Source organism: Peribacillus sp. NPDC101481 (assembly GCF_044767165.1).
GTDB lineage: Bacteria > Bacillota > Bacilli > Bacillales > DSM-1321 > Peribacillus.
Genome location: NZ_JBIWNJ010000002.1, coordinates 74,105 through 87,385 on the forward strand (window position 1 = coordinate 74,105; position 13,281 = coordinate 87,385).

A 13,281-nucleotide genomic window follows, 5' to 3' on the forward strand; every position below is an offset into this window, starting at 1 on the left:
AAGATTCAAATTGAGGTTCAATTGTTTGCGAACGGTGCTAATTTCTTACAGTCTGGTAGTTGTTCAGTAATAACAACTGACTTTAGAAAAGAACCGGAATGGACTGCTGCTGTATCAGCATATGAGTGGATACAAAAGATAAAAAACACTGTTCGCTATCCAGACGACTTTCAAATTGTTAGAGTTGTTTACAACGGAGAAAATGACATTACAGATTTAGTAAGAAAAGTACGCCATATAATCAACTAATATTTTGGATTGGACAACCCTTAAACCAAAGAATTTAGAGGGCTTTTTTTTATTTGTATCAATTTCTATTCTTTTTTTACATGCGATAATAAGGAAAAAAAGCTAATTTCGGGGGAGAGATATGTTTTTAATCGGAGCAGCAGTTCAAAGTTCAGGGTTACCACCCAGTTTTTATGGTTCATTAATCGGTTCATTTATATCAGGTTCGGTAGCAGTAGGCATATTGATTTACAACAACTGGCAAAAGAACAAGGAATTTAATTTTCGTTGCTATGGCACAATGAAAGTTATTAATGATCATTTGGTTTATCTATCTCAATGGGAACAATTGACATTGAAAGTATTAAGAGAAATGATAGATAAAGAAGGTTATAGAAACGAAGGACTTTTAAAAATTCTTAAAAACAGCAAAGGTTTTTTCGAAGAACAACATACATTATTAGAAAAAGAGCGAGCAAATATTCCTTATGACTTTACAACCAGATACTTCACAATCGTAAGTGCCATCCATTCGGTCACTGTTGCATATGATCAGCTCATCGAGGAACCCTGCGATCCTGATAGATATGAAACTCTTGTTAATCAGATGAGTTATTGTAACAAGATTATAAAAGTATTTAATAAGAATACCACTCAATACCTGAAAAACGTGGAAAAGAAATATAAAATAAAGGATTTTTATTAATACACTAACCGGGAGGATGTAAATGAAAAATTTACTTAAATTATCTTTGATTCTTGCCTGTGCCTATTTTTTGATTCCGGCATCCGAAGATTGGATGACTTGGAAACCATCCCTTTACCTTTTCGATGAAAATGGAAAATTAGTGGATAAATTAGAAGATATACCTAAACATCCTCCAATTAATTTGGCAGATTTTTTTCCTTAATTCAAATAGATAAATTAGTAGATACACCTTAATGAATCTCTTTAGAGGTTCTTTTTTTATTCACCTTTCAATTGTGTAATTGTGGTTTTGTGTTATGAAAGCATTAAATGACTCTAGTGTGCATTTTTACATGTTCAACTAACGGGGCAGATTAGTTCAGGTAGCATAGTTTATTCGAACTGTGCAACATAATCATTTTAAATTACTTTGGAATATTTTTTGATCTACTACGAATCCTAATTTTAGGAGGCGACAAAAATGAAAAAACAAGAAAAATCAAAAAATCTTGGCCAAAAATCCGATTCAATGAATGCCTTGGATCAAGGGTTAAACTTGTTTCCACAAATAGTTAATAACGCTACTGGTATTGACAAGGGGAACGACGGTAAAATAAATAAAGATGATTAAATTGAACGCCTTTTTTGTGGCGTTTTTCTATCTTTTCTAATGATCTTCTCCATCCTACTCCCTCCTTCACTTGTCAACTCAACAATAAGTCTTATAGAACTATCGGGTGCGTTAGCTGAAGATCAGAGCTGTCTTTAAGGCAGCTTTTTCTTATTGAACTAAAGGGGCAGAATAGTTAAATAAGATATTAAAAAAATTATTTAATAACCGAGGGTAAATTTATGAAAATAATGACTATTGGCATAATATTGGTTGTTGTTGGTTGTAGCATTTTAGGGTGGCTAATTAAAGAAGCCTACAAAAATAATAAGGGTGAAAGTCCAAAAAATAAAATTTTCTATTTATTATGGGTAATATTAGGTGTCTTACTAGATACAAGTGAATTAATCATTATCTTTGGTCTTATTTTATTAGGAGTTTTTTTAATAATCTATTACCCACTCTTCAACTAACGGGTGCTTTAGCTGAAGATCGGAGCTGTCTTTAAGGCAGCTTTTTCTTATGGCACTAACGGGGCAGGTTAGTTCCATAACTTTTTGGATTTTTATGGTATGATTTTAAAGGTTGCAACGGATCCTGTATCATTCTCACCCTTTGGTCACCTTGCTCTATATCATTACCGAAACAAATAACGTATTGAAAATATTAGTGTTTTTCACTGAAGTTTTGTTTCATTCGTAGTGATCGTTATAAATTACAGAAAAGGACGATTTATTATGTCTAAAAAAATAGTAATTATTCTAGGAGCATTTATATTAACTCTACTTACTTGAAATAATCCTTTAACTGTTATGTGGGAAACCTCTGGAGTATTTGAAGTTTGGAGTTTTTGGATTATAGTTCTTGTTCTATTTTTCTATTTATGATTCTATTCTACATCACCTTGTTGAGATCCGGGGGCTGCCATTTGGCCTTTTTTGCTTAAACGGGTGTGTTAGCTTAAGATCGGAGCTGTCTATAAGTCAGCTTTTTCTTATGGAACTAAAGGGGCAGGATAGTTTAACAAGGAAAAAGTTCATTTATTGTTATAATCATAAAAAAATAGGGGATGTTTAGTTGGATTGCCAGCCAAAGAATAGGAGTGGTTTGAATTTATGGCAATAACAAAGAAAAGATTCTTCATTATTTGTATAGTGGTTATCATACTCAAGTATCTTGCAAGCTCTGGTCTGCAATACTTCAGGGGACAAACGATAAATTGGTTAGGGAATTTAGCATACGCATTCTATTTCGTAGCATTTCTTTCACTTTTACTTTGGTTATTTGGAGATTCTGGTAAGAAAAAAGCCGATCATTAATACAGTGATTGGCTCAGGCTGTTGAGAAACCCTCGAAAGCCGTTAATGAACTAACGGGTGCGTTAGTTCATTAACTTGGGTTGCTTCGGCAGCCTTATTCTTTATGCAACTATCGGGGCAGGTTAATTCAGTATCGTGGCATAAGGCATATATTAAACGAAAAAAAGAGACAGTGTACCACGCTGCCTCTTTTTGTATTTTTCAAATCTCATCTGGTGAAATGATTCTATGTTTTAATTCTGAATTCATATCTAAAACACCTATCACAATTTGATTATCTTCCGTCAATGTTATGTATCTGAAATAATCATCATCAGAAATCAACAAATCGGTTTCATTCGTCGTTTTTTCCATTTTGGCAAATACATCTACTGTGTACTCAAGGTGAAAAAAATCATCCAATCCCTTGCTTGAGCTACCTACCCAGGTATATAGAAAATCTTTCAGTGTGATTTGTTCAATCACCGATAATTGTTTCTTAAATTTTAACTTATCTACTGTTACGCTTATCATCTTTCATCTCTCCTTAACGAGTTTTAATTATATACATTGAAGTCTCCTCCAACAATGCTATTTGCGTAACAATCCGTTTACAGTTTAGATACTTTACTAAAGGGGCTGGTTTATTGAAGAAGAATGTCCATATTCAAAGGCTAAATGATTGTTATCTGCTAAAATGATGTAAATTACAGCCTTTTAGGAGGAGAAAGATTGGATGCTTTGGTTAAACGGGAACAAAAGTCGAAGATCCAGCTGCCATAATTGGTGGCCTTTTTATTGACTAAGGTGCAGATTTGGTCTTTATATAGAGGGGGGAATCGAGGATTAAATATTTTGCCCCCTTAATACTAAGGTTCAATTCGAATTAATATAAATGGACTGTGTAATGGACTTAAAAAAATGAAATTTTCTATACACGCTTTGATATATATCTTTTTAGGCTGTATCTCTATGGTATTCATGAAAAATTTTAGATGGTACACAAAGGTATTTTTCGAAAATAGTAGGAACGCTATCCAGCATTTATCAACATGGGTATTTGCTTCATGTATAACGTCTTTGAAAGACAAAGCTGGTCGATAATTGCATTCTTATTCAGTATAAATTTTAAGACTATTCGCTTCAAATAAGTAGACGTGTTTCCCTACTTAAGACAATCAGAAGTTGTTCTCGAAAGGGGGATCTAATTTGAAGAAATTTATTGTTTGTTATACCTTGGATAATGATATTAAACGAGAAAAAATAATAAAAGGGCCAGATGTAAAGAAGGAAGACGTTCTAAAAGATGTATTAGATAAGATAGTACGAAGTAATTACTTTATTGCGAAAACCGACCAAGGAGAGTATAGGATAAATTCTTCCTTAATACGTTATATACAGGTTTTGAATGAAATGCATTGTTTTAAATACCATACTGATCATCAATGACTAGTGAGTAAATAAAAGGTTATTTGCATAGTTTTCTTCAATTTTATTGAGTAACTTGAATATGGGAGAGAAGATTAATGTCAGAAACGTATCGTTCTCGTCAGGAACGAAAACAAGTGGAAAAAACAAAACAAGATCAAAAAAAAGGTAAAACCCCCCCTAAAAGAAGGTCTTTCTTGAAAAAAGTTTTACTTTGGTGTTTATTATTAGGTGTTGTTTCAATTGGAATAGGGGCAGTTACGGTTGCAGCAATGATTAAGGATGCACCTGAAATAGATGCTTCAAAACTAGTCGACCCGCTTTCTACCAAATTATACGATAAAAACGGGAATTTCATTTACGAATATGGTAAAGAAAAGCGGACAAAAATTAAATATTCTCAAGTTCCAAAAATGTTGGAACATGCTTTCATTGCCACGGAGGATGCACATTTTTATGAACACAATGGCATTGATATAAAAGGAACTTCGAGAGCAATCTTCAAGAACCTAAAAGGGGATTTCGGATCTCAAGGCGGAAGTACGATTACACAGCAGGTCATTAAAAACTCCTTTTTGTCACCTCAGAAAACAATAAAGCGAAAGGTACAGGAATGGAGCTTGGCCTATCAGCTTGAGCAAAAGTATTCCAAACATCAAATCTTAATGATGTATTTAAATAAGATCTACCTTGGAGACGGGGCATATGGTGTAGCAGCTGCCGCCAAAAATTACTACGGAATCGATGCCGATCATCTAAATAAATTAACGCTTCCGGAGGCCGCTATGCTGGCGGGGCTCCCACAGAGTCCAAGTTATTACGATCCCACTGAACCCGAACATGTGAAAGCTGCAACAAATCGTCGTAATATTGTTTTAGAAGCTATGTATAAACAAGGGTATATTACGAAACAGCAATTGGAGGATGCAAAGAAGGTTCCAGTTACAGCAGGACTTGTTCCAAAAACGAAACAACAAGGAATGCCGTACGAGGCGTTTTTGGACGCTGTTGTAAAAGAAGTTGAAAGAAAGCTGAAAAATGTAGATATCAATTCGGATGGATTATCTATTTATACGACGCTAGATCCAAAAGCTCAGACCTTTGCGGACAAAATAATGAACACCGATACGATTATTTCTTATCCAAATGACAATTTTCAAGGAGCCTTCGTATTTTTAGATACAAAAACAGGAGAAGTTCGAGCTATTGGAAGCGGTCGAAACCAATATAAAGCTTCCTTCCGAGGCAACAACTTTGCGGTTGATATTAAACGTCAACCAGGATCTACTTTCAAGCCAGTCTTTGATTATGGTCCGGCTATTGAAAATTCAAAATGGTCTACAGCACACCAAATTAATGATCATGAGATAACCTACTCAAATGGTCAATCTATTTCTAACTGGGATCATCAATATCACGGAATGTTGTCTATTAGAACAGCACTTCAATGGTCATACAATATTCCAGCACTCCTTACCCTTCAAGAAGTAGGGATGGATAAAGCACAAAACTTTGCAGAAAATCTGGGTATTACTTTTAATAATAATAAGGTGTACGAATCATATGCAATTGGAAGTAATACGGTTAATCCATTAGAGTTGGCAGGGGCATATAGTGCTTTTGGAAATAACGGTGAATACAATACACCACATTTTGTTCGTAAAGTTGTCTATCCTGATGGCAGAGTTGTTAATTTAACTCCAAAGCCAAAACGAGCTATGCATGATTACACAGCTTATTTGGTGACGGATATGTTACGGACAGTCGTAAAATCTGGTACAGGAAAAACAGCAAATGTCCTTGGACTAGATGTGGCTGGAAAAACTGGCACAACTAATTTTGACAGTAAAACCAGAGCACAATATGGATATCCATCCGGTTCGGTAAATGATAGTTGGTTCGCTGGTTATACACCGCAATACACTATGGCGGTTTGGACTGGATATACTAAAAATGGTCCAGGTAATTATATGGATGGAAATACAACTAAAATCTCGCACCAAATGTTTAAGGTCATGCTGGAAGCGTTTGGAACAGACCAAAGTAGCTTCCAGCAGCCTAGTGATGTATACCAGGTGAATAATGAACTGTTCATTAAAGGTGCAAATCCTGAAGAAGGTCCACCAGTTACAAAAAATAATAAAGATAAACCATTTTATATTGGTGGAAATAAAGACAATAAAAAACATACACAACAAGAGGAAAAGAAATACCAAAAGGAAGAGAAGCATAAACAACAAGAGGAAAAGAAACACAAACAAAAGGAAGAGAAGCATAAACAACAAGAGGAAAAGAAACACAAACAATAAAGATTTTTAGGATGGGATCGCATTGGTTCCATCCTTTTTTATGATACACATAAGAGAATGTGAAGGTTTCTACTTAAACTATAGGGTGCGTTAGCTGAAGATCTGAGCTGTCTTTAAGGCAGCTTTTTCTTATGGAACTAAAGGGGCAGGTTAGTTGAACAAGTAAAAGGTTTTTGTGGTGGTTATCTCGAAACTAAATGAGTAGGAAAATCATTTTAACATCAGGGAGGATGGCTGTTGTACTTAATTTAGGGATCCATATTCTAATTAGAATTGAGGAGTGAATAGAATGACCAACGTAAAAGATATTATTTCTGACCAGTTCTTAGCGAATGCTAATGACCCTAGTTGGTACAAACCATTTTCAGAATCAGTTGAAAATTTGACGGAAGAACAGGCTTTATGGAAGCCAAGCAAAGATAGTAACAGTATAGCTGAAATTGTACAACATCTGATTTATTGGAATCAAACTTGGCAAACCAGGTACGAAAAATCCAACGTAGACGCTGTATCTTCAATCGGAGATAATAATCGGAGCTTTTTAAGTACTGAATATATGTGCTTTAACGATTTGAAAAAAATCTTATTAGAAGTCCTTTTAAAGTGGGAAGGGTTATTAACTAATGAAAAAATAGAAAGTGATGTTATAGGTTTTCCTGAAAAAGTTAAGTGGTGGCAAATTCTTGGAAATGCAACTACCCATAATGCATATCATATCGGTCAAATTATTTATATAAGGAAACTGCAAAACAGTTGGAAGGCGAATGCATGAGAAGTTGACTTAGCTGCTAATTGGAACTTTTCGCTAGAATGGATTGCTGCGGCAATCCTTTTTTCTTCATCAACTAAAGGGGCAGCATTCCTGTAATGAACGAATCGGTTTATTTATGCAAAGCCAACTAAGTTTGTGAATAAGTACACTTAAACTAACGGGTGCGTTAGCTGAAGTTCGGAACTGTCTTTAAGGCAGTTTTTTCTTTATGCAACTAAAGGGCAGGTTAGTTCAATAAGAAGGGCTATTATAAGACCTAACCAAACCTATTTTAAGGAGGCAAACATGAGCTTGGATCATGAGTTTTATCTTATTTCTAAGACAACTGGCATAAAGGATTTTTGGATGTACAGAGAAAGAAATAGCAGTGTAATCGATAGTATTGTTATACATGATGATTTGATTCAATATATTATGGACTCATTGGAATGGATTCCAAGTAAAAACCCATCATTGCAAGCAACTCCAAGTGGCAGGGGTATTAACTATCATGGAGAAACCCTTTTTGATAATCACTCTTCTGAAACTTTAATAAGTATTTTTTCGTCATGGAAGAGTCTTATTAAAAATGCACCTGATAAATTTGAACTCACTGGAAAATTCGTTTACGGCGAAGCTGACAATCAGGAGGGGGACTATAAAAAATCAGTCTTCAACCGGGATGAAGTAATTACAAAATTTGAAAAAATGATTTTAATGTCAGAAGCTTTGGCTAAAGGTGAATTTTATTTGTACCATTGTGGAATATGATTGGTTTAAAAAAACTATTCAACTAATAGGTGCTTTACTGTAATGCAGAGGTTGCTACCGCAGCCTTTTTCTAATGGAACTAACGGGGCATGATAGTTGAACAAGCAAATCAATGTCTATGCTACAATTACAAGCATAGCCATTAATATAAGTTGATGTTTGGGAGATCACTATGGGAAAAATAAAAATAGCTTTATTACACCTATTGCCTATCGCTGGTGATGTGGAGTATAACCAAAAACTAATTGAACAAGCCATTCATATAGCATCAAATAATAATGCCGAATGGATTATAACACCCGAACTATGTGTCAGCGGACTTCAATTCAATCATAAGATTGGGACTGGATGGATTAACCGGCAACCTGATGCTTGGATGGGTAATTTGAGCCGTAAACTAAAGAGTTTGAAAAGCACTGTATTTTTGGGTTGCCCTGAAAAAGGCAGTAACGGAGAGTTGTATAATTCTGTGTTTGTCATAGATAAACAAGGTCATTTATTAGGCAAACAGAGAAAAATAAGTGTTATTGATGATTGGTCAGCATCAGGGGATGTAATAGAGCCAATAAAAACAGACAATGTTGAGGTTGGTATTATGATTTGTGCAGACGCCTATCCCAAAGATATTGCTTACAGCTTATTTGAAAAGGGAGCAGAAATATTAATTGCACCGTCTTCCTGGGGTCCCGGATTACACGGTCCAGAGGGAGAATGGGAACAAAGGTCATTAGAAACAGGACTGCCCGTATTTGTCTGTAATCGTACTGGAGAAGACGAAACTGTCCGTTTTTGGGATGCAGAAAGCATGATCATAAAAAATGGAGTACGCCTTTTGACACATAAATCAAAACAATCAGCCATCCTTACTTTTGAATGGGATTTACAAATCATGGAATTAATATCCCCTCATTTCGATATCGATTACATATAATGAGTACATACTAATATACTACACTCTTGTTGAATTAAAGGGTGCTTAGCTAAAGATCGAAGCTGCCTTTAAGGCAGCTTTTCTTTATGTAATTATAGGGGCAATTTTTATTGCCGATATTATCTTCAGAATAAAGTACAGGCTACTGGAATCAATCTAATCACCTCTTTATTTGCATGAGGGCAATTGATAAAATTCGATATAATATTATGGATTTTATATCTTTTGAATAGTTTCACATGTATCCAGATAATTAACATGAGAAATTTGAGTGAAACAAATGAGGGGCTTAAATGAACCAAGCTAGTGTTAATAACTTCGGAAAAAAACTTTAGGACTATGATTGTCCAATATTTATATTGGACAAATTACGAGCTTACCAGAATATTTCAGTAAGATGCTTTAACTGACGGATCGATTATATAACCTAAATGGCTAAAAACCGATTGACATTGATAATCATTATCATTATTATATAAAGTAATATTTGATATTGATAATCATTTTCAATTAATCCTCTTCCAAACCCCTATTCTCTGTCAATGAAAATTAAAAAGGCATCAACATATTGAGTAAACAGTTTTGGATCAGGAAGAAAAATGAAAATAGTTCAACCTTAAAAGAATAGAAAGGTAAGTCTGACAAAAAACAGTCAACTGACTAAGTTAGCGATAACAAATAAAATTCAATAAATATTGAATATGGGTGGAGGAGGAAAATCTGTGGATAAAAAATTTATAATATTGGAACAATTTCAGCATCAAGTAAGCTGCTGCTGTCCTGGGCAAAAGCACCAACATATGATTGAGTTCCTTCAAGGTGATGTTTGGACAATTACAAACGAGCGGAAGTATGTTGATTGCTTAGGATGGCACTTTTTAATAGATATCAATAACGAGTTTCAGTTTTTTATGCATGTGGAAGATATTGAGGAACTGTATTTCAAGGGAAGCATTTGCTCCATTTTGGATTTGAATCTAAAAATTAACCATTTAAGCTTTAAAATAAACGAAGCCCTCGATGCACATGATAGGCAGTCGTTTCTTTCATTTGCCGATGAACTGAGTAACATACAGAAAATAAAGAATAAAATCAACACTGGAGATTTACATGCTTTTTGGGAAAACACGACAATTTTATGAACATATTCAATAAAGATGTAATTGACTTTTATATTTTAAAAACAACGATACCTATCTTTTTTGCTAATAGGTCTGGAAATTCAATTTCACCAAAGTTTAATTAAAGGTGATAATGCTGCTGAGTAGTTTGAATTTTTACTAATAATCATCAGTGTTGGAAGGGGAACTTATCATGTCTAAAATCATTATGATTTTTGCCAGTATGAGTGGAAATACAGAAGAAATGGCGGATATCATTATAGAAGGAATCACAGAAATCAGTGATGTGAATATCGAAAGGATAGATATAATGGAAGGTCCTGAAGCCTCCATACTTGGAGAGTACGATGGTATCTTATTAGGTGCATATACGTGGGGAGACGGAGAATTACCGGATGATTTTTTAGACTTTTATGAGGAAATGGATCATATTGATTTAACTGGCAAGAAAGCTGCGGTGTTTGGATCCTGCGATTCATCGTACTCACAATATGGTGCAGCCGTAGATATTTTGACCGAAAAATTAAGGGAACAGGGTGCTGATATCGTCCTGGAAGGGTTAAAAGTAGAATTAAACCCAGATGATGAGGATATCAAAAACTGCCGAAATTTCGGGAGGGATTTTATAAAGAATAGTCTTGTCTCTTCAATATAGAATTAGCTATTTTATGAGGAAAGAGAGGTGAGGGGAATGATGGGTAAGGAACATCGGATTTCCATTGCTACTTTAACTGATTACCATTTACAAGATTTTATAAGATGTCCTTATCAATTTTACTTTCATCATATAGAAGGAAAAATCACAACTCGATTGGATTGGAGGAAAATGGTTCAAGCTGTGGTTAATCAAGTTGTAAGCCGCTATTATAAACTGCCTCCAATATGTCAGACATCTAAGAAAGTTATGGAGTTAATAGATGATCATTGGAGTGCCATTGATGTACGTCAGTTCGAGTCAAGGAGTCATTATTATATGGCTCTTGCTAATATAACTGACCATTTACTCCAATTTTTAACTTCCAAAAAAATTCAAAATCCACCTTTATTTTTATATGAAAAGTTTAACATCAATATTGAGGAGTTGGGGACCGAACTCTCCTTGACTTTTGAAGTAGCAGAATGGTCCAGCGGCTCATACATCATAAAAAAATATGTAGTTGATACACACGAAGAAATGAACTTATTATTTACTAATATGATTTCGGTGTTTTGTGAAAGGGCATTTGGTCAATTACCGGCAAGAATAGAGATTTTCTCGCTTATGGAAGGCAAAATAGAAACTTATATTCCAACCATGAATGATGTTTCGGATGGATTGGAATACCTCAACATAATCAAGAATCTTTTACAAGAACCAAAAAAGTATTTGAAAACGAATTCTTTACTGGTTTGCAAAAGCTGCTCTTATCAAAAAAGGTGTTATGACGGTAATAATAAAAACCAATAAATGGCTAATTTTCAATAATTTTATATATGTTCAGAAAACCTCGGATTATATCAGGTTATGGACAAAAGTATACATACAGATCAAGGTTGTTCCAATACTTACTCTTAGAATATAAAAGGTGTGTATAAGGATGGATTACAAGATTGGTGCCAATAAGATTCTAATTGTGCTTACTAAGGGAGGTTGCTGAGGCAGCCTTTTTCTTTTTGGCTCTTTCTAGGCAGGATAGTTGAATAAAGATATCAAATATAAGTATTGGGGGAGTTGAAAGAAAATGAATGACGAAAATATCGGCTCGGCTAGCGGAGTAGTAATAGCTGTAAGTAAAAGTGATAAACACACATTCAGCAAGGAAAATTGCAATAGTATAAAACTGTTGAAGGGTTTGGGCGTTGAAGGAGATGCCCCTTCGGGTAAAACTGTTAAGCATCGTTCACGTGTAGCGCAGAACCCAAATCAACCTAACCTGCGGCAAGTGCACCTAATCCACTCAGAATTATTAGATGAATTGAAAGACAGGTTTAATGTTTCAACTGGACAAATGGGTGAAAATATTACCACAAAAGGTATCGATCTGCTTGAATTACCGAAGGATTCGTTACTATTTATTGGGGAAACAGCAGTTATTAAAGTAACAGGCCTACGAAATCCATGTGCCCAGATTGATCAATTTAAATCAGGACTTATGAACGCTGTTTTGGACCGGGATCTGCATGGGAACTTGATACGTAAAGCAGGAATCATGAGCATAGTTTTGGAAAGTGGTGTGGTTCACCCCGGGGACCTGGTTAGAATTCAATTACCACCGTTACCTCATACACCACTTGAGAGGGTATAGTGTTTTCAATAGAACTGTTTTTATTTTCTTTAAAACAATTAGGGGGTTGCTGAGGCAGCCTTTTTCATATGCATTTAAAAGAAATTCGTTTGAAATATAGGTAAATTATGGTAATCTAAAATTAGAGGTGATTACTTGAGGAGATGCTTTGTTTTTATAAGCCTATTTTTTGTTTTATTCTTTTTATCAGCTTGTTCATCAAATCCTTCTCTGGAACTAGTGGATGCGAAAGTTGATATTGTTAAAGATAAGGATTTGCTCGGTGCAATTGTGATAACTGAAGGGGAAAGAAAGGGAGATGAGCTGATCCCGACAGCTTTATTTTACGAATTCACCATTAAAAATACAGGTAATAAAACAGCAGATATTGAAGAAGTTGATAAAGGAATTGAACTTAAGATTGAGCCCAAAGACAAATTAAAAGCCGTGTCGGAAGACGTAATAGGCTTCAATATTTATGATCCTGAAGATTATAACGGGAGTGGTGTAGGGTTCGGTCATTCATTTTTACCGGTTCTTAATCCTGATCAAAAGGGTGAGTATACTCTTAACTACGATTTAGGTGTAAGCGAAGAAAATTCCCAAGTTCCACTGCGGGTACCTTCAAAAGAAAAATTAGCTAAACTTAAAGAGTATGCATTTGATGCTTTTTTAGTTGTGACAATTGATAATCAAGAAATAGCAAGATTTGACCTGAGTAAACTTAAAAACTAACGGGTGCTTTTTGAAGGTGGATTTAAAAGGTAAATTAAACTTGGTTCTGATATAAATTTGTTTGAAGGAAGGTTGCTGAGGCAGCCTTTTTCTTATGGCACTAAAGGAGCGGGATAGCGGAAGTAAGCAATGGAATGATATGGTATA

Annotated in this window: 14 protein-coding genes; 13 read left to right on the forward strand and 1 reads right to left on the reverse strand. The window is 34.8% G+C overall.

Features of this window, described 5'->3' with window-relative positions:
* Window positions 1-370: 370 nt before the first annotated feature.
* From ACIROD_RS10285 to ACIROD_RS10295, 3 genes are all read left to right on the forward strand, one after another.
* The gene (locus ACIROD_RS10285; RefSeq protein WP_402940397.1) at window positions 371-934 is read left to right on the forward strand and encodes a hypothetical protein; all 564 of its coding nucleotides are present in this window, start codon (window positions 371-373) and stop codon (window positions 932-934) included.
* 22 nt (window positions 935-956) lie between these two features.
* Window positions 957-1,139 carry a hypothetical protein gene (locus tag ACIROD_RS10290; protein ID WP_095396578.1) on the forward strand — a complete coding sequence of 61 codons (183 nt, stop codon included), beginning with the start codon at window positions 957-959 and terminating at the stop codon, window positions 1,137-1,139.
* A gap of 258 nt (window positions 1,140-1,397) precedes the next feature.
* On the forward strand, window positions 1,398-1,547 hold the full coding sequence (locus ACIROD_RS10295; RefSeq protein ID WP_402940400.1) for a hypothetical protein: 150 nt from the start codon (window positions 1,398-1,400) through the stop codon (window positions 1,545-1,547).
* A gap of 1,499 nt (window positions 1,548-3,046) precedes the next feature.
* Here the strand turns inward: ACIROD_RS10295 and ACIROD_RS10300 are convergent.
* Window positions 3,047-3,358 carry a hypothetical protein gene (locus ACIROD_RS10300; RefSeq protein ID WP_402940403.1) on the reverse strand — a complete coding sequence of 104 codons (312 nt, stop codon included), beginning with the start codon at window positions 3,356-3,358 and terminating at the stop codon, window positions 3,047-3,049.
* A gap of 675 nt (window positions 3,359-4,033) precedes the next feature.
* Here ACIROD_RS10300 and ACIROD_RS10305 point away from each other — a divergent pair.
* From ACIROD_RS10305 to ACIROD_RS10350, 10 genes are all read left to right on the forward strand, one after another.
* The gene (locus tag ACIROD_RS10305; protein ID WP_101225802.1) at window positions 4,034-4,273 is read left to right on the forward strand and encodes a hypothetical protein; all 240 of its coding nucleotides are present in this window, start codon (window positions 4,034-4,036) and stop codon (window positions 4,271-4,273) included.
* Window positions 4,274-4,350: 77 nt separating this feature from the next.
* The gene (locus ACIROD_RS10310) at window positions 4,351-6,561 is read left to right on the forward strand and encodes a transglycosylase domain-containing protein (RefSeq protein ID WP_402940406.1); all 2,211 of its coding nucleotides are present in this window, start codon (window positions 4,351-4,353) and stop codon (window positions 6,559-6,561) included.
* A 289-nt stretch (window positions 6,562-6,850) separates the two neighbouring features.
* A complete protein-coding gene (locus tag ACIROD_RS10315) occupies window positions 6,851-7,333 on the forward strand; it encodes a DinB family protein (protein ID WP_101225804.1) in 483 nt (160 codons plus the stop codon).
* Between the two features lie 285 nt (window positions 7,334-7,618).
* Window positions 7,619-8,083 carry a hypothetical protein gene (locus tag ACIROD_RS10320; protein ID WP_402940409.1) on the forward strand — a complete coding sequence of 155 codons (465 nt, stop codon included), beginning with the start codon at window positions 7,619-7,621 and terminating at the stop codon, window positions 8,081-8,083.
* A gap of 172 nt (window positions 8,084-8,255) precedes the next feature.
* Window positions 8,256-9,014 carry a carbon-nitrogen hydrolase family protein gene (locus ACIROD_RS10325; protein WP_402940411.1) on the forward strand — a complete coding sequence of 253 codons (759 nt, stop codon included), beginning with the start codon at window positions 8,256-8,258 and terminating at the stop codon, window positions 9,012-9,014.
* Between the two features lie 722 nt (window positions 9,015-9,736).
* The gene (locus ACIROD_RS10330; RefSeq protein WP_402940414.1) at window positions 9,737-10,156 is read left to right on the forward strand and encodes a hypothetical protein; all 420 of its coding nucleotides are present in this window, start codon (window positions 9,737-9,739) and stop codon (window positions 10,154-10,156) included.
* Window positions 10,157-10,328: 172 nt separating this feature from the next.
* Complete coding sequence (locus ACIROD_RS10335; protein ID WP_402940417.1) at window positions 10,329-10,790, forward strand: flavodoxin; 462 nt, start codon at window positions 10,329-10,331, stop codon at window positions 10,788-10,790.
* 36 nt (window positions 10,791-10,826) lie between these two features.
* Window positions 10,827-11,582 carry a hypothetical protein gene (locus tag ACIROD_RS10340; RefSeq protein WP_402940420.1) on the forward strand — a complete coding sequence of 252 codons (756 nt, stop codon included), beginning with the start codon at window positions 10,827-10,829 and terminating at the stop codon, window positions 11,580-11,582.
* A 274-nt stretch (window positions 11,583-11,856) separates the two neighbouring features.
* On the forward strand, window positions 11,857-12,420 hold the full coding sequence (locus tag ACIROD_RS10345) for an MOSC domain-containing protein (RefSeq protein ID WP_402940423.1): 564 nt from the start codon (window positions 11,857-11,859) through the stop codon (window positions 12,418-12,420).
* 219 nt (window positions 12,421-12,639) lie between these two features.
* Entirely contained in the window at window positions 12,640-13,134 is a 495-nt protein-coding gene (locus ACIROD_RS10350; RefSeq protein WP_402940427.1) for a hypothetical protein, read from the forward strand.
* Window positions 13,135-13,281 lie beyond the last annotated feature (147 nt).